At 59.8% G+C, this 22,540-nt stretch carries 21 protein-coding genes and 1 riboswitch; of the genes, 14 read left to right on the top strand and 7 right to left on the bottom strand.

Annotated features, from left to right (window positions below):
* Positions 1-89 precede the first annotated feature (89 nt).
* Complete coding sequence (gene smpB / locus G5332_RS04775; RefSeq protein ID WP_005334498.1) at positions 90-578, bottom strand: SsrA-binding protein SmpB; 489 nt, start codon at positions 576-578, stop codon at positions 90-92.
* A 169-nt stretch (positions 579-747) separates the two neighbouring features.
* Here smpB and G5332_RS04770 point away from each other — a divergent pair, with 169 nt between their 5' ends.
* Complete coding sequence (locus tag G5332_RS04770; RefSeq protein WP_005334496.1) at positions 748-1,182, top strand: SRPBCC family protein; 435 nt, start codon at positions 748-750, stop codon at positions 1,180-1,182.
* Positions 1,175-1,522 (top strand): RnfH family protein, encoded by a 348-nt coding sequence (locus G5332_RS04765; RefSeq protein WP_005334494.1) that lies wholly within the window; start codon positions 1,175-1,177, stop codon positions 1,520-1,522. Before G5332_RS04770 ends, G5332_RS04765 begins: the two co-directional genes overlap by 8 nt.
* Positions 1,523-1,603: 81 nt before the next feature.
* Here G5332_RS04765 and G5332_RS04760 read toward each other — a convergent pair whose 3' ends face one another.
* Entirely contained in the window at positions 1,604-2,878 is a 1,275-nt protein-coding gene (locus G5332_RS04760; protein WP_236371193.1) for an amidohydrolase, read from the bottom strand.
* A gap of 179 nt (positions 2,879-3,057) precedes the next feature.
* Complete coding sequence (gene fadE, locus G5332_RS04755; protein WP_421311149.1) at positions 3,058-5,514, bottom strand: acyl-CoA dehydrogenase FadE; 2,457 nt, start codon at positions 5,512-5,514, stop codon at positions 3,058-3,060.
* A gap of 255 nt (positions 5,515-5,769) precedes the next feature.
* Here fadE and lpcA point away from each other — a divergent pair, with 255 nt between their 5' ends.
* From lpcA to G5332_RS04740, 3 genes are all read left to right on the top strand, one after another.
* Complete coding sequence (lpcA, locus tag G5332_RS04750) at positions 5,770-6,348, top strand: D-sedoheptulose 7-phosphate isomerase (protein WP_421249123.1); 579 nt, start codon at positions 5,770-5,772, stop codon at positions 6,346-6,348.
* A gap of 164 nt (positions 6,349-6,512) precedes the next feature.
* Positions 6,513-7,322 (top strand): class II glutamine amidotransferase, encoded by an 810-nt coding sequence (locus tag G5332_RS04745; protein ID WP_421249124.1) that lies wholly within the window; start codon positions 6,513-6,515, stop codon positions 7,320-7,322.
* A gap of 291 nt (positions 7,323-7,613) precedes the next feature.
* Entirely contained in the window at positions 7,614-7,949 is a 336-nt protein-coding gene (locus G5332_RS04740) for an Hpt domain-containing protein (RefSeq protein ID WP_005353511.1), read from the top strand.
* Between the two features lie 39 nt (positions 7,950-7,988).
* On the opposite strand, the gene G5332_RS04735 is transcribed toward G5332_RS04740, so the two are convergent.
* Positions 7,989-8,903, bottom strand: coding sequence for a gluconeogenesis factor YvcK family protein (locus G5332_RS04735; protein WP_216951738.1), 915 nt, complete (start codon positions 8,901-8,903; stop codon positions 7,989-7,991).
* A gap of 113 nt (positions 8,904-9,016) precedes the next feature.
* On the opposite strand from G5332_RS04735, the gene G5332_RS04730 reads away from it, so the two are divergent.
* Together G5332_RS04730 and G5332_RS04725 are read left to right on the top strand one after the other, a co-directional pair.
* Entirely contained in the window at positions 9,017-10,201 is a 1,185-nt protein-coding gene (locus G5332_RS04730) for an FIST signal transduction protein (protein ID WP_421172030.1), read from the top strand.
* 17 nt (positions 10,202-10,218) lie between these two features.
* The gene (locus tag G5332_RS04725) at positions 10,219-12,315 is read left to right on the top strand and encodes an ATP-binding protein (protein ID WP_421249125.1); all 2,097 of its coding nucleotides are present in this window, start codon (positions 10,219-10,221) and stop codon (positions 12,313-12,315) included.
* Between the two features lie 249 nt (positions 12,316-12,564).
* Here G5332_RS04725 and G5332_RS04720 read toward each other — a convergent pair whose 3' ends face one another.
* The 3 genes from G5332_RS04720 to narQ all read right to left on the bottom strand — a co-directional run bounded on the left by G5332_RS04720 (position 12,565) and on the right by narQ (position 15,594).
* Positions 12,565-13,140, bottom strand: a complete 576-nt coding sequence (locus G5332_RS04720; protein ID WP_005334473.1) for an LON peptidase substrate-binding domain-containing protein — start codon at positions 13,138-13,140, stop codon at positions 12,565-12,567.
* A 103-nt stretch (positions 13,141-13,243) separates the two neighbouring features.
* On the bottom strand, positions 13,244-13,882 hold the full coding sequence (gene narL / locus G5332_RS04715) for a two-component system response regulator NarL (protein WP_204420481.1): 639 nt from the start codon (positions 13,880-13,882) through the stop codon (positions 13,244-13,246).
* Positions 13,882-15,594, bottom strand: a complete 1,713-nt coding sequence (gene narQ, locus G5332_RS04710; RefSeq protein ID WP_201937096.1) for a nitrate/nitrite two-component system sensor histidine kinase NarQ — start codon at positions 15,592-15,594, stop codon at positions 13,882-13,884. The genes narL and narQ overlap by 1 nt, the downstream gene beginning before the upstream one ends.
* Before the next feature lie 78 nt (positions 15,595-15,672).
* Positions 15,673-15,813: riboswitch (molybdenum cofactor riboswitch) on the top strand.
* Here narQ and moaA point away from each other — a divergent pair.
* From moaA to G5332_RS04675, 7 genes are all read left to right on the top strand, one after another.
* The gene (gene moaA, locus G5332_RS04705; RefSeq protein WP_041202199.1) at positions 15,801-16,796 is read left to right on the top strand and encodes a GTP 3',8-cyclase MoaA; all 996 of its coding nucleotides are present in this window, start codon (positions 15,801-15,803) and stop codon (positions 16,794-16,796) included. Its footprint overlaps the riboswitch before it by 13 nt.
* A 238-nt stretch (positions 16,797-17,034) precedes the next feature.
* The gene (gene napF, locus G5332_RS04700; protein ID WP_139430237.1) at positions 17,035-17,577 is read left to right on the top strand and encodes a ferredoxin-type protein NapF; all 543 of its coding nucleotides are present in this window, start codon (positions 17,035-17,037) and stop codon (positions 17,575-17,577) included.
* A 29-nt stretch (positions 17,578-17,606) separates the two neighbouring features.
* Entirely contained in the window at positions 17,607-17,861 is a 255-nt protein-coding gene (locus G5332_RS04695) for a chaperone NapD (RefSeq protein WP_031227438.1), read from the top strand.
* Positions 17,862-17,962: 101 nt separating this feature from the next.
* The gene (gene napA, locus G5332_RS04690; RefSeq protein WP_064336553.1) at positions 17,963-20,452 is read left to right on the top strand and encodes a nitrate reductase catalytic subunit NapA; all 2,490 of its coding nucleotides are present in this window, start codon (positions 17,963-17,965) and stop codon (positions 20,450-20,452) included.
* A gap of 16 nt (positions 20,453-20,468) precedes the next feature.
* The gene (napG, locus tag G5332_RS04685; protein WP_421311148.1) at positions 20,469-21,203 is read left to right on the top strand and encodes a ferredoxin-type protein NapG; all 735 of its coding nucleotides are present in this window, start codon (positions 20,469-20,471) and stop codon (positions 21,201-21,203) included.
* Positions 21,200-22,075 carry a quinol dehydrogenase ferredoxin subunit NapH gene (napH, locus tag G5332_RS04680; RefSeq protein WP_213386468.1) on the top strand — a complete coding sequence of 292 codons (876 nt, stop codon included), beginning with the start codon at positions 21,200-21,202 and terminating at the stop codon, positions 22,073-22,075. The genes napG and napH overlap by 4 nt, the downstream gene beginning before the upstream one ends.
* The gene (locus G5332_RS04675) at positions 22,075-22,530 is read left to right on the top strand and encodes a nitrate reductase cytochrome c-type subunit (RefSeq protein ID WP_005334452.1); all 456 of its coding nucleotides are present in this window, start codon (positions 22,075-22,077) and stop codon (positions 22,528-22,530) included. Before napH ends, G5332_RS04675 begins: the two co-directional genes overlap by 1 nt.
* Positions 22,531-22,540: the final 10 nt, after the last annotated feature.

Genomic DNA, 22,540 nt, shown 5'->3' with positions numbered 1-22,540 from the left:
GTTTGCCGATTTATTGTACGCAGCTGAGCCTGAAGAGCCAGCTGCGCCGGGGGAAGGTGAACTGACGTCCTGATCCTGCCAGTAGCAGGTTAGCCGCGATGCTTGTTCTTCATGATGCGAGCTTTTTCCCGATCCCATTCGCGGGCCTTGGTATCTTCGCGCTTGTCGTGCTCTTTCTTGCCCTTCACCAGACCGATCTCGACCTTGACCCAGCACTGTTTCCAGTAGAGGGCGAGGGGAACTATGGTGTAGCCCTGACGGGCGATCAGGCTTTCGAGCTTGTCGAGTTCACGACGGCTCAGCAGCAGTTTGCGGGTGCGGGTCGGGTCACATACCACGTGGCTGGAGGCCGCTTGCAGTGGCAGGAAGCTGGAGCCGAACAGATAGGCCTCGCCATCGCGGAAGATGACATAGGCTTCGCTGATGTTGGCCTTGCCCGCCCGCAGGGATTTGACTTCCCACCCTTGCAGGGACAGACCCGCTTCGATCTTCTCTTCGATGAAGTATTCGTGGCGCGCGGTTCTGTTGAGTGCAATGGTGCTGGACCCGGCTTTGTTTTTACTGTTTTTTTTGCTCATGACGGGCGATTTCCGGCAATGACTAGGAGGCTCGTATTATACGTAGGCAGGGACGGCTGTAAAACGCGCAGCAGGTCAAGTGGTGGCTTTCTGAGCGGTTTGGCTGAGGTTTTACCTCCACAACCCCAAACATGGTGATAAAATCGCGCCGATTGGATGAGGAAAAGCCATGCCCCGAATTACGCGCAGTGCCCTGGTGATGTTCAGTGCAGAACAGATGTTCAAGTTGGTTAACGATGTGGATGCCTACCCGCAGTTTTTGCCCGGCTGTGTCGGCAGCCGTGTCCACGAGGCTGGCGATGACTACATGATGGCGTCGGTCGATGTGGCCAAGGCGGGGATTGCCAAGACCTTTACTACCCGCAATCAGCTGGATGTGAACCGCCAGATCAGGATGGAGCTGGTGGATGGCCCGTTCCGCAAGCTGGCGGGCTGGTGGACCTTTACCCCGCTTGATGTCGACGCCTGCAAGGTGGAGTTTGATCTCGATTTCGAGTTTACCTCCAAGCTCATCGAGGTGGCCTTTGGTCAGGTATTCCGCGATCTGGTGAGCTCCATGGTCTCCGCCTTCTCCAACCGGGCGAAGGAGGTCTACGGTGTCTGACCAGCTCAATATCGAGGTTGTCTATGCCTTGCCGCAGCAGCAGACGGTGATTGCCCTGCGGGTGGCGCCCGAGACCTGCGTGCTGGCGGCCATCGAGCAGTCCGGCATCGTGCAAAAGCACCCCGAGATTGACTTGTCGGTCAACAAGTTCGGCATCTACAGCCGCCCGGTGAAAGGGAGCGAGCCGCTGCACGACGGCGATCGTATCGAGATCTACCGCCCGCTCATCGCCGATCCCCGCGAGATGCGCAAAAAGCGGGCCGAGAAGGCCAAAGAGGAGGGGAGAGCCGATAGCGTGACCGGTGGTCGCCCCGATGTGCATCGCAAGCACCGCGAGTAGCGCTCAGGTTTTTCTTGCAGAAAAAAGGCGCCGAGGCGCCTTTTTTTGATCCCGTTAGCTGGTGAGCTGGCCGAGGGGATATCAAGAGAGGGCTGCTTCTGTCACGCCCAGCCGGGCGCGTGCCCAGGCGGCCAGCAGCTCGACCCCGCTTTGCATCACCCGCTCATCGAAATCGAATTCGTTGTGATGGTGCGGCGCCGCCAGATCGGCCCCCAGGATGAGGTAAGCCGCTTCGCCCCCCTGCTTTTGCACCCGCTCCATCAGAAAACCGGCATCTTCGCTGGCGCCAAAGCGGCGAGTCTGGATGGTGGCAAGCCCTTGCTTGCGGGCCAGCGCCGCCAGCTCGGCCTGCAGCGCTGGGCTGTTGTCGAGCGCAATGGCCTCACCCTGCTTGATGATGCGGTAGGTGACGCCGTGGGCTAGGGCGGTACCTTCGACGATGCGCTGTACCTGACTGAACATGTAGTCGTTGAGCGCGCTGTCGGCGCCGCGGGTCTCACCGCGTAGCTCGGCATGATCGGGGATGACGTTGCGGCCGCTGCCAGCGTGAAGCTGGCCGACGTTGATGCGGGTCATGCCGTCGCGGTGGCGGGGGATGCCTAGCATGGCGGTGGTGGCCATGCAGGCGGCGGCCAGCGCATTGCTGCCGGCATTGGGCTCGAGCCCTGCATGGGCGGCGGTGCCCATAAAGTGGACGTCGAACTTGGTGGAGCAGAGAAATTCGGTGGGATTGATCACCAGCTCGCCGCTGCCAGCGTGAATACCGATATGGAGCGAAAGCAGGGCATCCACGTCATCGAGTGCACCACCGGCCGCCAGCGCCTTGCCACCGCGGCACCCCTCTTCGGCCGGCTGGAAGAAGAGCTTGATGCGACCACACAGCTGCTCTTTCATCGCCATCAACTGGCTGGCCAGCCCCATGCCGATGGCGGTGTGGCCATCGTGAGCGCAGGCGTGCATCCACCCCTTGTTGTGGGAGGCAAAACCCTCTTGCTGCGGCTGGTGCTGTTCGGCGTCGGACTCTTCCACCTCCACCGCATCGATGTCGAAGCGAAAGGCCAGGGTCGGGCCGGGGCGGCCGGTATCCAGCTCCCCCATCAGCCCGGTGACATCGCCGATCCGTTCCAGCCAGTCGGGATGGGCCCCCTGACGGCGGGCGCGAGCCTTCTCGGCCGCCACATCCACATCACGGCCCATCATCAGATTGCTGGCCAGCAGTTTGTCGCCGAGCACGATGCGATAACCGAGCTCGCTCAGGTGGTGGGCAATCAGGCTGGTGGTGCGAAACTCTTTCCAGGCGGCTTCCGGCAGGCGGTGCAGGTCGCGGCGCCACAGGATCAGGTGCTCAAGGGTCATCTTGGCTTCCTTGGTGATTCGATTTGTCAGCTATTGTGCCTTTTTTCCCAGCTGACCACACGGGGCCCGCAGCTGGTCGGGGGAGCTGTGCGTGCGAGTGGTGACTGTTCGGGCCGTGAATAGTGGTGAGCGCCCATAAAAAACGCCTCCACAAGGGAGGCGTTGTCGATAGCTGGTTATCAGGCCGCGTGATGGTAAGCGGAGGCTTCAAACAGCTTCTTGTTGGCCACCAGATCGATGGGGTCAAAATCATCGACGTTGATGGTGCGCAGGCGACTTACCTCGGCGCGGCGCAGCAGCTCGGCTTCGCTCTGGGTCAGCACACCAGCGGCCAGGCCGATGTCGGCCACCTTGTCCAGCGCCATGAAGGGACGCTTGATGCCATCGCTCTTGCAGACTTTCTCGAACAGCGGCTCGGCGGCCAGCACGTCATCGAGCGCCTGCTCCAGCAGGCCGAAGGGGTTGCCCTCTTCGCGCGTCAGGTATTGGCCCTTGGCCAGGCGGCTGCGGGTCTCGCTCGGGGTTTGCAGCAGACGGGCAACCTGTTGGTCCAGCTTGTCGCACGGACGGTTCAGGTCACGGCCAAGCGGCAGCACCACGGCGCGAAGGGCCAGACCAATCCAGCGGTTCGGGAAGTTGCGAAGCAGCTCGTCGATCGCCTCTTGTGCCTTGAACATGGCATCTTGCAGTGCCCAGTGCAGCAGCGGCCGATCGGCCTGCTGGCGTCCCTCATCCTGATAGCGCTTGAGGGCGCTGGAGGCCAGATAAAGCTGGCTCAGCACGTCGCCAAGACGGGCGGAGACCCGCTCCTTGCGCTTGAGCTCGCCACCCAGGGTGCCCATCGCCATGTCTGACAGGAACGCCAGGTTGGCCGAAAGGCGGGAGAGCTGCTGGTAGTAGCCCTTGGTCTGATCCTTGTACGGTGAAGCGGCAAAGCGGGCGCCGGTGATACCGAGCCAGAAGCTGCGCACCAGGTTGCTGATGGCAAAGCCGACGTGGCTGAATACTGCCTTGTCGAAATCTTTCAGCGCCTGCTCTTTATCCGGGTGGCTGGCAGCCAGCATCTCCGGCAGTACATACGGGTGGCAGCGGATAGCGCCCTGACCATAGATGATCATGCTGCGTGTCAGGATGTTGGCCCCTTCTACCGTAACGGCGATGGGCGCACCCTGATAGCCACGGGCCAGATAGTTGTTGGGGCCCATGCAGATGGCTTTGCCGCCGTGGATGTCCATGGCATCGATGATGCACTTCTGGGCACGGTCGGTGAGGTGGTATTTGACGATGGCGGAGATGACCGAGGGCTTCTCGCCAAGGTCGATGCCGGTCACGGTCAGGTTGGCTGCGGCGCCCATGATGTAGGCGTTGCCACCGATGCGGGCCAGCGGCTCTTCAATCCCTTCCATCTTGCCGATGGGCAGCTTGAACTGGCGACGGATGCGGCTGTAGGCGCCGCTTGCCAGGGCCAGCATCTTGACGCCACCTGTGCTGTTGGAGGGCAATGTGATACCGCGGCCAACCGACAGACACTCGACCAGCATGCGCCAGCCCTGACCAGCCATGGCCGGGCCACCGATGATGAAATCGAGCGGGACGAACACATCCTTGCCCTGGGTCGGGCCGTTCTGGAACGGCACGTTGAGCGGGAAGTGGCGACGGCCGATGCCGACCCCCTTGATGTGAGTGGGAATGAGGGCGCAGGTGATGCCAAGCTCTTCCTCATCCCCCAACAGGTGTTCCGGATCACGCAGTTTGAAGGCGAGACCCAAGACGGTGGCGATAGGGGCGAGCGTGATGTAGCGCTTGTTCCAGGTGAGGCGCATACCGAGCACCTCTTTTCCTTCCCACTCACCCTTGCAGACGATACCGAAGTCGGGGATGGAGCCGGCGTCAGAGCCCGCTTCCGGGCTGGTCAGGGCGAAGCAGGGGATCTCTTTACCTACCGCCAGGCGGGGCAGGTAGTAATCTTTCTGCTCGTCGGTGCCATAGTGCTGCAGCAGTTCGCCCGGGCCCAGCGAGTTGGGCACGCCGACGGTGGAGGCGAGCACGGCGCTGGCTCCGCACAGTTTTTGCAGGACGCAGGACTGGGCGTAGGCCGAGAACTCCAGACCGCCATATTTCTTCTTGATGATCATGGCGAAGAACTTGTTGTCCTTCAGGTATTGCCACACCTCGGGGGAGAGATCCGCGCGCTCGTGGGTCACTTCCCAGTCGCTCACCATGCGGCACACTTCCTCGACCGGACCATCCATAAAGGCCTGTTCTTCGGCAGATAGGGTGCTGACCGGAATGGCGTGCAGTTTTTTCCAGTCCGGGTTGCCCGCGAACAGATCGGCTTCCCACCAGGTTGTGCCCGCTTCGATCGCTTCTTTCTCGGTGCGGGACATCTCCGGCATGATCGATTTGTAGATCTTGAACAGCGGCTTGGTTATTTGATTGCGGCGAAATTCCACCAGATTGAGCGGGATGGCGATCACCGCGAACAGCGCCCATACCAGCAAGGGCACATGACCATAGATGGCGCCAAGCGCCAGGGCGGCGCCGGTGACCAGGGTGGAGATGAACAGGGATGCCCGGCGATAGGCCAGGGCTCCGATAACCAGGATCACCCCGAGCAGAGTGAGGGTCGTCGTCATTGCTTGCTCCTTGCGTGGTTAGGTTGCCAACGTGGCGTAACTGATCCAGAGGTCTGACCTGTTGGATATGGCCCCTGTTGTAATTCATACGCACAAAGTTATCAAGCTGTTTACATCTTCATTACCTTCTCTCTGTGATCCCCATAACGCTCACGCGCCGCCAGCGCTGTGGCTCGCAGGGGGGCGACTGTGCGATTCGCTTGTGCGAGAATAGCCGGGATCTACACGCACACTAAAAACAGTGGAAGAGACATCATGTACCAAGAATTGATCCGCAATGAACTGACCGAAGCTGCCAGCGTGCTGCAGGCCTTCCTGGCTAATGAGCAGAACCTGAAAAACATCGAAGCGGCCGCCAAACTGCTGGCCGACTCTTTCAAAGAAGAGGGCAAGGTGCTCTCTTGTGGCAATGGCGGTTCCCACTGTGACGCCATGCACTTCGCCGAAGAGCTGACCGGTCGTTACCGCGAGAACCGCCCGGGTTATGCCGGTATCGCCATATCCGATCCGAGCCACCTCTCCTGCGTCTCCAACGACTTTGGCTATGACTATGTCTTCTCCCGCTACGTAGAAGCGGTTGGCCGTCGTGGCGACGTGTTGCTTGGCATCTCTACCAGCGGCAACTCCGGCAATATCCTGAAAGCCATCGAGGCGGCCCGCGCCAAAAGGATGAAAGTGATCGCCTTGACCGGCAAGGATGGCGGCAAGATGGCAGGTCTGGCGGATGTCGAGATCCGCGTGCCGCACTTTGGCTATGCCGACCGTATTCAGGAAGTGCACATCAAGGTGATCCACATCCTGATCCAGCTGGTCGAAAAAGAGATGGCCAAGTAATCAGGCTGTCACTACCAGACAAGGGCAACGCCGGTAGCATGGTTCGCCATCGGCCGGTTGTTGCCAGTCACAGGGGAAGGGATTGCGCCTTCCCCTGCTGTCTGTCGAACCAGCGTGCTGGTCGAACATGACACAAGCCAAATCATGAAAGGAGTCTGCCGGATATGTGCGAACTGCTCGGCATGAGTGCCAATGTGCCGACCGATATCTGCTTCAGCTTTACCGGGTTGATGCTGCGCGGCGGCAAGACCGGGCCCCACAAGGATGGCTGGGGGATCACCTTTTACGAAGGGAAGGGCTTTCGCACCTTCAAGGATCCCGAGCCCAGCGCCCAATCTCCCATCGCCAGACTGGTACAGGCGCTGCCCATCAAGAGCTGCGCTGTGGTCAGCCACATTCGGCAGGCCAATCGTGGCTGCGTGTCACTGGAAAATACCCACCCCTTTACCCGTGAGCTGTGGGGCCGTTACTGGACCTTCGCCCACAACGGTCAGCTGACCGGTTACAAGAAGCTGCAAACCGGTCGCCACCGTCCGGTAGGGGATACCGACAGCGAACACGCCTTCTGCTGGCTGCTCGACCGGTTGGAGCAGAAGTACCCCAAGCGTCCTGCAAACTTTCCCGCCATGTTTCGCTATATGGCCACCTTGTGTGATGAGCTCAGAGCATTCGGGGTGTTCAACATGCTGCTCTCGGACGGGGAGTATGTGATGAGCTACTGCAGCAACAACCTGCACTGGCTGACTCGCTGCGCGCCATTTGGCGAGGCGAGTTTGCTGGATGAGGAGGTGGTGATCGATTTCCAGAGCGAGACCACACCCAACGATGTGGTGACGCTGGTCACGACGCGGCCGCTGACCGGCAATGAGAACTGGATCAAGATGGCCCCCGGCGAATTCAATCTGTTCCGGCTTGGGGAGCGGGTGGCGACCAATCGGGTTGCGCTTGGGCAAGATAAAAAAATACCAGGGTAGATACCTACCCTGGTTCTTCGCAGCAGCCATAAAAGGCAAAAGGGATGAGAGGTGTTGCTGAGCATCATCACTCTGACGGCATTGAGTGTTGATCAATTGTTAATTTGTGGCAATCAAGTTGTTGTCTTGACGGGCGTTTGAGCATCGCTATTTCGATACTGATCACATTTTTTGCCACTTTATTCCCTGAGCCATCCAATCGGGTGCTTCATCACTGCCTGGTCGTGAGCCACGACATCGAAAACTATCTATAGTATGGTCTGTTTGAATACCGTTCTGGAGGAGCCTCGCATGGAGTGGGTGGATCGCAAGGTGTTGCAGCAGCTGGCAGAGGATATCGGTCCGGATATGCTGCCCGTGGTCATCGCAGTCTTTATTGAAGAGGTGGGCGAGCAGCTGAGTCAGCTCAGACCCCTCTATGAACAGGGAGAGTGGGAGGCGCTGGCTCGGGTGGCGCACAGCATGAAATCATCCTGTGGCAGCTATGGCGCCATGCCGAGTTATCAGCAGGTGATGGCACTTGAGATGGCCAGCAAGCAGGCCGATGTGGCAGAGGCAGAGCGCCAGTTGCAACTGTTGGAGGCCTCCTTGCCCCAAGTGCTCGCGTTTCTTGCCGATTATCAGTAACGGCGCCATGCAGGGGTGCCGGGGCGCAGTGACCGTTGCCTAACGCTGGTTGAGCAGTTGCTGGATGATCCGGTCCAGCGCCAGTTTAAGCTTCAATCGATCGTGCCGATGGGGCAGCTCAAGCTCGCCCAGCTCGGCTTCGATCACACGCCCTTGCCAGCCCCCCGCATCACTCGAGCCCTGTGGGGCCAGGATGGCATCCAGCCGACCCTGACCGACCCGGGATTCCAGCCAGCGACACTGACTCATCAGATCCAGCTGGCTGGCAGGGCCGTTTTCCGCCACCAGATTACAGACGAAAACCAGCATGGCGCTGCTCTCGTTGATGGCCTGGGCGATCTCGGCCAGCAGCAATGGCGGCATGATGGAGGTGAGGAAACTGCCCGGCCCCAGAATGATCATGTCCGCCTGCTGCAATGCCAGCACCGCTTCGCGGGTCGCTTGCACCTCCGGCATCAGGCCGAGGGAGAGGGGGGGTGTTGCCAGTTGATCGATGGATACCTCTCCCAGGATCTGGGTGCCACACTCCATATGGGCGCAGAGATCGGTGGGAAATTCAGACATGGGTAGCAATTGTGACTCTATTTTGAGCATGTCACTGATCAGCTTGATAGCATCAAGAGGACGGACACAGAGATTATCGAGTGCCAGCAGCATCAGGTTGCCAAGGTTGTGGCCCGCCAGCTCGCCTTTGCCGGCAAAGCGGTATTCGAACAACAGGCTGCCGATGCTGGGATCGGTGACCAGCTGGTTCAGGCAGTTGCGCAGATCGCCCCAGGCGATGCACTCCTGACTCTTGCGCAGGCGTCCGGTCGAGCCGCCATCATCTGTGGTGGTGACGATGCCGGTGAGCCGTTGACCGAGAAACGAGAGGGACGAAAGCACTCGCCCCATGCCATGGCCACCACCGATGGCAACGACCCGATCGAAGTCATTGATGTTTTTTTGCCACATATGGGCGTCCTGTCATTGGTCTCAGTTGACCGCTATGTTAGCAAGCGAAGCGAGATAATTGTTTGATAAAGGTATGATTTTTGCTTGAGGCTGCCATTCGATAAAACAAGGAGATGGTGTTGAAATTTCTGACCGTTCACTCCCTCGCCCAGAATTCATCGCTGGCGGCCCAAGATATCTGCGCGCAGCTGCGCCACCATGCCGATCAGGCCCCCTCCCTGCTGTTGCTCTATTTTACCCAAGCCCATGAGGGGGCGATACTGCGCGACGCGCTCAAATGCCAGTTCCCGACGACCCGCCTGCTTGGGTGCAGCTCTTGCGGTGGTGTCATGACCGATATGGGACACCACGCCCGAGACGGATATGGGCTGGCGGTTGCTGCTCTGTACGATGAGAAAGGGGCATTCGGGGTAGCCGGTGCCAGCGGTGACGGGGTGGATGTGCGGCAGTTGCTGCGCCGAGCCATGAGCGACTGTGGTCGACCGGGCGAGCTGCCCCAGCTGATCCTGTTTCATGCCAGTCCCGGCAAGGAGGAGGGGCTGCTGGCCGGAATCGAGGCAGAACTCGGTGCCTCGGTGCCGGTGGTCGGTGGATCCGCGGCTGATAGCAGCGTCAGCGGTGACTGGCAGCTCTGCTGGGATGAGGCGGTGGCTCAGGATGGCATCGGTCTGGCGGTGCTCTATCCCGATTGCCAGCTGGCTTTTCAGTTTCACTCCGGTTATGTGCCTGCCGAATTCAGTGGTGAGATCACCGCCTGCAACGGGCGGGAGGTACTCACCATCGATCACCAGCCTGCTGCCGAGGTCTATGCCCGCTGGTGCGGTCGCGAGCAGCCCTGGCCGGTGGGGGCGATTTTGCGGGAGACCACGCTCACCCCGCTGGCCCGTCAGGTGGGAGCGCTGGATGGTATTCCTTACTACAAACTTTCCCATCCTGAAGCTGTGACCGAACAGGGCGGGCTGCGGCTCTTTACCGATGTGGTGCAAGGGGAGCGTCTGCTGTTGATGTACAGCAGTCAGGAAGGGTTGTTGCAGCGCAGCCTCAATGCCATGCGCGTCGAGCCAGGGTATGGGGTCGATGTGGAATTGCAGCCTATCGGCGCTCTCATCATCTTTTGTGCTGGTTGTCGTTTGGCGCTAGGTGATATGTTGTGCCAATTTGTCGAACAGAGCCAGGCTCGCCTCGGCAAGATCCCTTTTATCACCCCCTTTACCTTCGGCGAGCAGGGGCGGCTGCCCAATGGCGAGCTGGCCCACGGCAACCTGATGGTATCGAGTGTGATCTTTCTGACCGCTTGAGCAGAGCAGGATACAAGATGATTGGCAACAGTGAATTGGAAGCCCTTGGCGACAAACTGCAGGCGACCCTGGTCGATCTCATGCGCTGTCGCGAGCGCGAGGCCAAGTATCGTCATGAATCCCATACCCTGCTGAAAGGGGTGGCCACACTGGCTGATGCCAAAACGCTGGAGCAGGTGCTGGAGAGCCTCATTCAAGTGCTCAAGCCCTTTATTGGATTTGAACATGCGGATGTGGTGGCCTGGAGTGGGGAACAGGGCATCACCCACCTCAGTACCGAGCCGGAACAGTGCGGTCGCAGCTGGTTGATGACCCCGGCCTTTGCTCGTGCCATTGCCGGAGAGACGTTGGTGATCTATGACCCGTTCCAGTTGCCTGAGCTGGCACCGCTGGCGAGCGAGCCGGGCTGGGCCAGCCTGATGCTGACCGGGCTGCAGGCCCCCGGCTTTACCGCCGTTATCCTCTGTCGGCACTCACTGGCCGGCTCCTTCGATCTGACCAGCAAGGCGGCTATGCAGCGCTGCCGTCCGTTGATTTCACAAGCGCTGGTCAACATTGCCTATCGGGCCCGCTTGCAGGAGCAGGTCGATTTAAAAACTCAGGCCCTGCAGGCCAGTGAACGCCGTTTTCGCAGTTTTGCCGCCATGGCCTCCGACTGGTTCTGGGAGACCGATGCCGAACACCGGCTCAGCTATGCTTCCGAGCCCGGTTACCTTGACGAGATGACCCCGCTGGCAACCCGGCCGACCCTCTATGACTATGTCTGCAACAAGCAGAGTACCGAGTCACAGGCATATCTCGACCTATTGGAGCAGCGTAAACCGGTTCGGGCTGTACGCATGCAGGTTGCGATGCTCGACGGCCCCCGCTGGATGGAGGTGAGTGCCGAACCCTGTTTTGATCATGGGGGGGCTTTTACGGGATATCGCGGTACCGCACGCGATATCAGCCACCAGATCCATCGTGAAGAGGAGCTGGCGCGGGCACGGGACGATGCGGAGGCGGCCAACCGTGCCAAATCCCAGTTTCTTGCCATGATGACCCACGAGATCCGCTCCCCCATGAATGCGGTGCTGGGGATGCTCGACCTGGTGCTACACGCCGAGCTGGCACCCGAGCAGAAGCAGTTGCTACGTCATGCCACCCACTCTGCCAGATTGCTGCAGACCATCATCGACGATGTGCTCGATTTCTCTAAAATCGAGTCCCAGACCCTGGTGTTCCATTGCGAGACCTTGCAACCGATCCAGTTGTGTCAATCCGTGATCGAACCGTTGCAGAACCGTGCCGACGGCAAGGGCATAACACTGAGCTATCGGGTAGATGAAGCTGTCCCTGCCGAGCTGCAGGGAGATCCGGTGCGTCTTACCCAGGTGATGGGCAATCTGCTGGACAACGCCCTCAAATTTACCGAACAGGGAGAGGTCACTCTCCATCTGGGTTGGCAGGATGAGAAGCTGCTGATCTCGGTCTCCGACACCGGGATCGGGATCGCTGATGCGGATCAGGCGCTGCTGTTTGAACCCTTCTCCCAGGTCGACAACTCGGCCACCCGGCGTTTTTCCGGTACCGGCCTCGGTCTTGCCATCAGCAAGCGTCTGGTGACGCTTATGGGGGGAGAGATCCACCTGAAGAGCGAGCCGGGCAAGGGAAGCTGTTTCTGGTTCGAACTGCCCGGCATGGCGCTACCCTGCCATAGCCAGCCGCAGCGGGAGGAGGGGGCTTCGGCACGGTTGCCACTGGATGTGCTGGTGGTGGAGGACAGCCCGGTGAATCAGCTGGTGGTGTCGCTGATGCTGCAAAAACTGGTGGGCAAGGTTCGGCTGGCTGCCAATGGTCTGGAAGCGCTGGCGCAGGTGGATGAGCAGCTCCCGGATCTGATCCTGATGGATATGCGGATGCCCCTGATGGACGGACTGGAAGCGACCCGACGCTTGCGTGAGTTGGGATGCACCATGCCTATCGTCGCCCTGACGGCCAATGCGATGGCGGAGGACAAGGCGTGCTGTCTGGCGCAGGGGATGGATGACTTTCTCGCCAAGCCTATCACCTTGTCACGGTTGAGAGAGTGTTTGCAGCGTCACTTTGGTCAGCGGTTGCCGACGCGCGGATAAAAAAAATGGTCAACTTTGTGGGTTGACCAGTTCTTCAGCAAATACTGAAGAGAGCACGGGATAAATCGGGTTGTATCAATCTATATGAAAAATCTGTGCCAACTTTTTCAGGACTCTTTTGTGTTCAATTTTGGCCGTTTAGCGCAGCGGCTCTCTCTTGTTATGGCGTTTTGCGTTCCTACTTACTCGCAAAATGCGAATTTCACATTTTCATTGTTGGAATAATTGCATTTTGCAACGCTGTTTTTGTCATTGTGAAATCAGGCGATGCAGAAATTTACGGGCCGCTTCGCTGTTTTGTTTGGCAATCAGCATCTGCTTTTCATAAATCGGCATCGGCAATATCTCGAGCCAGCGCTGGCAGAGCCAGGCGGCATCTTCAAAGCGCTTGTCCGGATAGAGCTCATCAAGCTCCGGATACTGCTCGAACACTTCCCGCAGGCGATTGACCAGCAGCTTGTCGTTGAAATCTGAGTGGGTGCTCGGCCAGTTGGGCAGCATCTCCACCTTGGCCCGGCGCAGGCCCATCTCGTCTGTTTCCATCTCGTGGATGCAGAAGCGCTCCAGTCCCAGCACCGTCACACCCAGCAGGCCATCATTGAGGGTGTAGAAGTCGGTCACCTTGACCCGGGTGCCCACCGGCAGAATGCGGCCGGATTGTCCCGAGGTGGTCGACTCTTCCATCACGATGCCAAAGCCCTGATCGTTGATGAATGACTCCTTGAGCATCTGCAGGTGGCGTGGCTCGAACAGACGCAGAGGAAGCTTGCCGCCCGGCAGTATGTGGGAAGGCAAGGGGAACAGTGCCAAAGGTTGTAGTTTCATGTTCCATCCTCCATTGAGTAGTTGCTGAATATGACAATGCAGCGACTGTGCCAGAGAATGAAAAAAGCCACCGGAGGGTGGCTTTTCGGGAGGTTGAGGGCGCTTAGTTGCGCTGCTCCAGATACATGACAGCCGCTTCCACGCGGCTTTGTGCCTCGAGTTTCTTCAGCAGGCTCTTCACGTGAACCTTGACCGTTCCCTCGGAGATATGGAGTACCGAGGCGACCTGTTTGTTGGAGAGGCCTTTTGCAATTTCGCGCAGGATTTGCATTTCGCGACGCGTTAAGCTTTCCAGCTTCTGCTGCAGGTGATCCAGCTCGTAGATGTTTTCGAGATAGGGGCGCAGCGGCTCGCTCAGGATCTGTTTACCCGTCATCACGTCGGCCAGCTGGGTCAGCAGCAGATCAGGTTCGGTATCCTTGAGCAGATAGCCATCGGCACCGGCCTTAAGCAAAGCCACCACATCCTGACGGGCATCGGAGACGGTGAGGATCACCACCCGGGAGGTGATCTCTTCGGCCCGCAGCGCCTTGAGGGTATCGAGGCCGGAGAGCCCCTTCATGTTGAGGTCGAGCAGGATCAGATCCGGCTCGGACTCTTTGGCCAGCGCCACGGCATCTGTGCCGTTGGAGGCTTCACCGGTCACCTCCATGTTCTCTTCCAGAGCCAGCAGCTGCACAATCCCTTTGCGCATGAGGGGATGGTCATCTACGACCAGAACTGTGTATTTCATCTCGTCCATCAGGCGTCTCTCGTTAGACTGGTGGGAAAGGTCAGATGCACGCAGGTGCCTTGTGGTTGCTGCTCGTTGATGGTCAGCAGACCGTGCAGTTTGCTGGCGCGCTCGTTCATGATGCTCAACCCGTAATGGTTGATCGCCGAGCTGGCGAGTCCGATCCCGACACCGTCATCTGAAATCTGAACCTCAATGTTACCACTGGCGAGGGTCTCACAGCTAACATCAATCACTTGCGCGTTGGCATGTTTGATGGCATTGAGCACTGCCTCACGGATCAACTGCAAAATGTGGATATGCTGGCCCGCCTCCAAGTCGTTGTCGGCCAGTCCGTAATGGAACCGGATTTCGGCCTGGGTCTGAGGCTGCAGTTGATCAAGCATGACGCGGATCGCTTCCCCCAGATTGGCATCGCCAATGGTGAGACGGAAGGTACCGAGCAGTTCGCGCAACTGGGTATAGGCATTGCTAAGCCCCTCGTCGATCTGCTGCATCGCCTCCTGCGCCTTGTCATGCTGCCCCTTGGCGTAAGAGCGCTTGAGCAGGGTGGACTGGATCTTGAGATAGGAGAGGGCTTGCGCCAGCGAGTCGTGCAGCTCGCGGGCGATCACCGCCCGCTCCTCCATCAGCAGCAGTCGCTGCTGTTGCAGCAGGGTCTGGTCTTTGTGCAGCACCTGAGCCAGCAGCATGGTGAAGTTTTTAATCAACCGCTCATCGATGGGGTGTTGGCTGATGATGTCGAGGCGGCCGAACTCCTGCTCATCCATCTGCAGATAAAAGCTGGCGACCGCATCGAGATCGCCGGGCCAGCCGGTGCGCCCAGAGATGTAGACCGGCATGGCGTTGTGCTCGAAGCGGGTCAGCCGGATATGGTCGATATGCTGGTGGGCGGCAGCGCGGTCCAGCAGTTTGATGAGGGTACGGGTACTGAGCGGGGCAGCATGCAGCTTCTGGGCGGTCGAGTAGAGAAACGAGAGCGTGTCGTTGGCCTGTTGCAGCTTGGCGGTTTTCTCTTCCACCTTGTTTTCCAGCTCCCGATAGAGCTTGCCCAGCTCGTCTGCCATGGTGACGAAGGCGCGCGAGAGCTCCCCCAGCTCGTTTTCGCCGTGGGCGGGCAGCTTAAGATCGAAATCCTGCCGCTGGATCTGGCGGGCACAGTAGACCAGCTGGTTGAGGGGGGCGACCACCTGCTGACGGGTGAAGCGCACCGTGAACCAGGCGATGGTGATGATGGCCAGCAGGCCGAGCCCCTCCGCAAGCGCCAGCATCCGCACCTTGAATTCCACGTGGTACTGCATCTGATTGACGAAATTGTCGATGGCCGCCACAAACTGCTCGGTGTTATCGGTGTACCGTCTGGGGGTACGATCCTCGATGTGCTGGCGCATCACCTGCCACTGGCCGAGCACCTCGCCATAGGTGCGACGCAGGGAGGCAGGAGTGATCCAGCGCTGGGTCTCCTGCAGCTCTTCGGCGTGCAGGGTCTCTTCAAACTGGGAGAGGCGCCCCAGCACGCTGTCGCCCCGCTCGATTTCGTAGGCCATCCGGTAGGCCTGCATCCGCAGCGAACCGGAGAGGTTGATCGCCTTGGCATCGGGTACCGAGTAGAAGAGGGTGACCATGGCGACCAGCGCGATCAGGCTGGCCATGAAGAGGATCAACACCATGGCGCGGCCAATGGCACTGCTGACCGAATGGACCCTGAACCGTTTTCCCATACTGATGCGCACCTCTGAATAGTGATAAGGACCCCGCAAGATGCGTGGGAGTGTACTCCAACTTGTGTTAGCATCGAAAAACTAGATGAACTCCGAGCGGTTTTGCCTAAGTCCTAGCGATAGGGGAAAACCAGCCGTCAGCCGACGTTCGAGCTGTAAGGGTCAGGAAAGAAATGCCCTGGCCTCCCGTATTTGGAAAGGTGTTTATGTTGCCACTTGAAGATGGTTTTTCCCGTCGTTTTTACTATTTGCGTCTGTCAGTGACCGATGTGTGCAATTTCCGTTGCACCTATTGCCTGCCTGACGGTTATCGTCCCCCCGAAGGTCACAAAGCGGGGCGTCAACCCTTTCTCTCGATTGACGAGATCCGCCGCGTGGTCAGCGGTTTTGCCGCCATGGGTACTCGCAAGGTGCGCATCACGGGGGGCGAGCCCTCCCTGCGCCGCGATTTCACCGAGATCGTCAAGGTGATTGCCACCACCCCGGGTATCGAGAAGGTCGCCATGACTACCAACGGCTATCGCCTCAAGGAGCGGGCTCAGGAGTGGTTTGATGCCGGACTCAACGCGCTGAATGTCAGTGTCGACAGTCTCGACCCGCGCCAGTTTCACCAGATCACCGGTGAGAACAAGCTGGCCGAGGTGATGGAGGGGATCGAAGCAGCACTGGCCGCCGGTTTCAAATCGGTGAAGATCAATGCTGTGCTGCTCAAGGGGCTCAACGACTACCAGCTCGATGCCTTTCTGGGCTGGATCAGGCACAAGCCCATCGAGCTGCGCTTTATCGAGCTGATGCAGACCGGCGAGATGGATACCCTGTTTCGTGACCACCATGTCAGCGGGGAGCAGATCAAACAGCGCTTGCTGGAGAGTGGCTGGGTGCAGCAGTTGCGGGGCACGGATGACGGTCCGGCGCAGGTCTTTATGCACCCCGATTCGCAGGGCGGGGTGGGGCTTATCATGCCCTACAGCAAGGATTTCTGTGCCGGTTGCAACCGGCTGCGGGTCTCCTCGCTGGGTAAGCTGCATCTGTGCCTGTTTGGCGACAACGGCATCGACTTGCGGGATCTGCTCGGCGCAGATGGGCAATCTGATGAGCTGCAACAGCGTATTCGCGCGGCACTGGCGGGCAAGAGTGCCACCCATCGTCTCCATGAGGGCAATGCCGGTATCACCCCTCATCTCGCCTCGATCGGCGGATAACCGCAAAAATCGCCAACGATTAAATAGCAATCCTCACATGGAGGTATTTTAACCGACACCTCCTTTTTTATTGCGCTGCAAGGCTTTGATCTGGCGCAAGAATCCCCCCTGTTTATCTCCCTGGTGGTATATCCCTTACCTTGTCAGGGCCGCAATATACACCCACTCTTATAATTGGTATCAAGAATGCCAATCATGGACTCGCACTGTCCCCTTTTTCACCAGAACAGGAGTCAACATGCCGGATGAGATCGATCTTGCCCGCCGCGGCCTGTTCCGGGGGCGGCTGAGAACCGCCGAACCGCCGGTGCAGTTGCCCTGGTCAGTCAACTGGTCGGCATTTGTCGCCGACTGTACCCGCTGCGGGGACTGTCTGGCCGCCTGTCCGGAGCAGATCCTGGTGAATGGCGAGGGCGGTTTTCCGGTGGTCGATTTCCAGCGTGGCGAATGCACCTTCTGCACCGAGTGCGTCACGGTCTGCAAGGTGCCGCTGTTTCGCCCGACCAGCGAGTCCCCCTGGCACTACAAGGCCCATATCGAGGCCAACTGTCTGGCCAATGGTCAGGTGTTTTGCCAGCGCTGTCAGGACAGCTGCGAGCCCAATGCCATTCGCTTTATTCCGGTGCTGGGGCGTGTGCCCACCCCGACGGTCGAGCCGGATCGCTGTAATGGCTGCGGCGCCTGTGTGCAGGATTGTCCAGTTGGCAGCATCAAGGTCGACGGGCGAGCCGCCCCATCCGGTGGTGCGAGCCAGCCCACCCTCAAGCAGGAGTCAGAATGAGTCAGAAGCCGTGTGACACAGAAGCCACAATGGATCAGGAGTTCCATGTATCGAGTCTGGTGGTGCTGACCCAGCCCCCTTTGCGCCATCAGCTCGCCGAGCAGATTGGCGCCCTTGAGGGGGCCGAGATCCACGCCGTCAGTGACGAGGGCAAGCTGGTCGTGACCCTGGAAGGTCCGAGCCAGCGGCCGATCATGGCGGCCATTGATGCGATACAGGCGATGCCGGGCGTGCTCTCAGCCGCCCTGATTTACCACCAGTTCGATGAACTGGGCGGTCACTGAAAAGAGTGATGGGATGCCGGGCGCGCCCTCTGCCGCTGATGGCTGGCTCCCGTTCGACAGATTCGACAACTATTACGCGATAAGCAATGTGAGGATATGCCATGAAGCTGAGTCGACGCGACTTTATGAAGGCCAACGCGGTGGCAGCTGCCGCTGCCGTGGCCGGTGTCAGTGCCCCCACGCTGGCAGCCAATCTCATCACCAGTACCGACAAGACGGCCATCCATTGGGATAAGGCTCCCTGCCGCTTCTGCGGTACCGGCTGCTCCGTGCTGGTGGGCTCTCAGGATGGTCGGGTCGTGGCGACTCAGGGCGACCCCGATGCACCGGTCAACCGTGGCCTCAACTGCATCAAGGGCTACTTCCTCTCCAAGATCATGTACGGCCAGGATCGCCTGACCCAGCCGATGCTGCGGATGAAGAACGGCCAGTTCGATAAGGATGGCGACTTTGCCCCCATCAGCTGGGATCAGGCGTTCGACATCATGGCCGAGAAGTTCAAGGCGACCCTGAAAGAGAAGGGGCCGACCGCCGTCGGCATGTTCGGCTCCGGCCAGTGGACCGTCTGGGAAGGCTATGCCGCCGCCAAGTTGATGAAGGCCGGTTTCCGCTCCAACAACATTGACCCCAATGCCCGTCACTGCATGGCCTCTGCGGTCGTTGGCTTCATGCGTACCTTCGGTATGGACGAGCCGATGGGTTGCTACGACGATATCGAGCAGGCCGATGCATTCGTGCTGTGGGGCTCCAACATGGCCGAGATGCACCCCATCCTCTGGTCGCGGATGTCTGATCGCCGTCTCTCCAACCCGGATGTGCAGGTGCACGTGCTCTCGACCTTCGAGCACCGCAGCTTCGAGCTGGCGGACAATGGCATGGTGTTCACCCCGCAGACCGATCTGGCGATCCTCAACTATGTTGCCAACTACATCATCCAGAATGACAAGGTGAACTGGGACTTCGTCAACAAGCACACAGTGTTCAAGAAGGGGGCCACCGACATCGGTTACGGCCTGCGCCCGACCGATCCGCTGCAGCAGAAAGCTAAGAACCCGGACAGTGGCGATGCCACGCCGATGACCTTCGAGGAGTTTGCCAAGTTCGTGGCGGATTACGATGTGGAGTCGGTCTCCAAGCTCTCCGGCGTCTCCAAAGAGAAGCTGGAAAAGCTGGCCAAGCTCTATGCCGACCCGAGCAAGAAGGTGGTCTCTTACTGGACCATGGGCTTCAACCAGCATACCCGTGGCGTCTGGGCCAACAACCTCTGCTACAACATCCACCTGCTGACCGGCAAAATCTCCGAGCCGGGCAATGGTCCTTTCTCACTGACCGGCCAGCCCTCTGCCTGTGGCACCGCGCGTGAAGTGGGTACCTTTGCCCACCGTCTGCCTGCCGACATGGTGGTGACCGAGCCCAAGCACCGCGCCATTGCCGAGCAGATCTGGAAACTGCCAGAGGGGACCATTCCCGACAAGGTGGGTTTCCACGCCGTGCTGCAGGATCGCATGCTCAAAGATGGCAAGCTCAACGCCTACTGGGTGATGTGCAACAACAACATGCAGGCTGGCCCCAACATGAATACCGATCGCCTGCCTGGCTATCGCGATCCGCGCAACTTCATCGTGGTCTCTGACCCTTACCCGACCGTCACTGCCCAGGCCGCTGACCTCATTCTGCCCACCGCCATGTGGGTGGAGAAAGAGGGGGCCTACGGCAACGCCGAGCGCCGCACCCAGTTCTGGCACCAGCAGGTGAAAGCGCCGGAAGGGGCCAAGTCCGACTTGTGGCAGCTGATGGAGTTCTCCAAGCGCTTCAAGGTGGAAGAGGTGTGGCCAGCTGAGCTGATTGCCAAGATGCCGGAAGTGAAGGGCAAAACCCTGTTCGACGTGCTCTATGCCAACGGTCAGGTCAACCAGTTCCCGAAAGAGCAGAGCAAAGGGCTGCTGAACGACGAAGCCGAGCACTTCGGTTTCTACGTCCAGAAGGGCTTGTTCGAGGAGTACGCCACCTTCGGTCGCGGTCACGGCCACGATCTGGCGCCGTTCGATCAGTACCACGAAGCGCGCGGTCTGCGCTGGCCGGTAGTAGATGGCAAAGAGACCCTGTGGCGCTATCGCGAAGGGTTCGACCCCTATGTGAAAGCGGGCGAGGGGGTGCGTTTTTATGGCAAGCCCGATGGCAAGGCGGTCATCTTCGCCCTGCCGTTCGAGCCCGCCGCCGAGTCGCCCGATAAAGAGTACGATCTGTGGCTCTCCACCGGTCGCGTGCTGGAGCACTGGCACACCGGCACCATGACCCGTCGGGTGCCCGAACTCTATCGCGCCTTCCCGGATGCGGTGCTCTTCATGCACCCGGACGATGCCAAGGCTCGCGGCGTGCGCCGTGGTGAAGAGGTGATTGTCTCCTCCCGCCGTGGCGAGGTGAAGACCCGTGTCGAGACCCGTGGTCGCAACCGTCCGCCGAAAGGACTGGTCTTCATGCCCTTCTTTGATGCGAGCCAGTTGGTCAACAAGCTGACCCTGGACGCCACCGATCCGCTCTCGAAAGAGACCGATTACAAGAAGTGCGCCGTCAAGGTGATGAAGGCTTAAGGCGGGGGAGCGCGAGATGAGTCGTAGTCGTCGCCAGTTTCTGGCCGACATGGCCAAGGGGGCCTGCGGTGTGGGCCTGCTTGGCGTGGGGCTCGGTGGCGTGGCCCGCCAGCAGGCACAAGCTGTGCCTGCCCAAGCGCTGCGTCCGCCCGCCGCTCTCGATGAAACAGAGTTCCTCAGCGCCTGCGTGCGTTGCGGGCTCTGCGTTGAGGCCTGCCCCTACGACACCCTCAAGCTCGCCCGGCTGTTTGACCCTGTGACCACCGGCACCCCCTATTTCAAGGCGCGTGCCGTGCCCTGCGAGATGTGTGATGACATCCCTTGCGTGGTGGCCTGCCCGAGCGGGGCGCTGGATCAGCAGATGACCGACATCGATCAGGCCCGGATGGGGGTGGCAGTGCTCATCGATCACGAGACCTGCCTCAACTATCTGGGGCTGCGCTGCGATGTCTGTTATCGGGTCTGCCCGCTGATTGACAAGGCGATCACCCTGGATCTGCAGCACAACCAGCGTACCGGCAAGCACGCCATGTTCCTGCCCACGGTACACAGCGATGTCTGTACCGGCTGTGGCAAGTGCGAGCATGCCTGCGTGCTGGAGGAGGCCGCCATCAAGGTGGTGCCACGCCAGCTCGCCAAGGGGGCGCTGGGTCATCACTACCGGCTCGGCTGGGAAGAGAAGGCCAAGGCGGGCAAGTCGCTGATTGGCGACAGGCTCACCCTGCCCACCCGCAAACCGGAGGGGTTATGAGTCATTATCCGGGGGAAGAGGCTCGCATCAAGCTGGGGTGGTGGCGTGCTCACCGCTTCCTGCTGCTGCGTCGGCTGAGTCAGTTCAGCGTGCTCACGCTGTTTTTGCTGGGGCCGCTGGCGGGCATCTGGATCCTCAAGGGCAACCTCTCCAGCTCACTGTTGCTGGAGACGGTGCCGCTGACCGATCCCCTCACGTTGTTGCAGTCGCTGGCGGCGGGTCACTGGCCCATCATCACTCTCTGGCTGGGGGCTGCCATTGTGCTGACCGGCTACTGGCTGGTTGGGGGACGAGTGTTCTGCTCCTGGGTCTGTCCGGTCAACCTCATCACAGATGCCGCAGCCTGGCTCCGGGGGCGCCTTGGTCTCAAGGGCAACGGCCAGTTCAGCCGTGCGACCCGCTACTGGCTGCTGGCCATGGTGCTGGTGGTGCCTGCTGTGGTCGGCGTGATGGCGTGGGAGCTGGTCAATCCGGTGTCGCTGGCCATGCGCGGCCTGCTGTTTGGCATGGGGGCGGGCTGGGCCCTGCTTGCGGCGCTGTTCCTGTTCGATCTTTTCGTGGTTGAGCGGGGCTGGTGCGGTCATCTCTGTCCGGTGGGGGCCTTCTATGCCCTGGTCAACCGGGTCGGATTTATCAAGATTTCTGCCAAGGGGCGCGAGCGGTGCAACAACTGCATGGATTGTTATGCGGTCTGCCCGGAGCGTCCCATCCTGCGCGGGCCTGTTCACGGTGCCAAGCGCGGTCACGGGCCCTTGATTGCGGCTCAGGAGTGTACCAACTGTGGCCGCTGCATCGATGTCTGCGCGGAACAAGTTTTTGAAATCACTGTAGGTTTTGCCGTCAAGGCAGAAAAAACGTCGGAGAACAAATAATGAAAAAGCTGATTGGAGCAATGCTGGCCTGCCTGATGGCGGGATCCTTGATGGCAGCGGCCCCCGAGATCACCAACAGTACCGGTGGCCTCAAGTCCGAGCGTGGCGCCACCGATCTGGTGACCGATGCCACCGCCGCGCCCCTGAAAAACTTCCGCAAGGATGGCGCGCCCTACGATCGCCAGTACATGCATCAGCCGCCGCTGATCCCCCACGACATTCGCAACTATGAGGTGGATACCAAGGTCAACAAGTGCCTGGCTTGCCACAGCTTCAAGAATGCCAGCGCCATGAAGGCCCCCAAGATCAGCCCGACTCACTTCGAGACCCGCGACGGCCTGACCCTGGGTGAAGTGTCGCCGCGTCGCTACTTCTGCCTGCAGTGCCATGTACCGCAAGCGGATGCCAAGCCGCTGGTGGAAAATACCTTTAAACCGGTTGAAGCGCTGAACTGAGGAATCCATA

The organism is Aeromonas sp. 603757 (assembly GCF_049171255.1).
In the GTDB taxonomy this organism is placed as follows: domain Bacteria; phylum Pseudomonadota; class Gammaproteobacteria; order Enterobacterales; family Aeromonadaceae; genus Aeromonas; species Aeromonas veronii_A.
The sequence above is the reverse complement of the archived record's forward strand: the minus strand, read 5'-3'. Positions and strand labels throughout refer to the sequence as shown.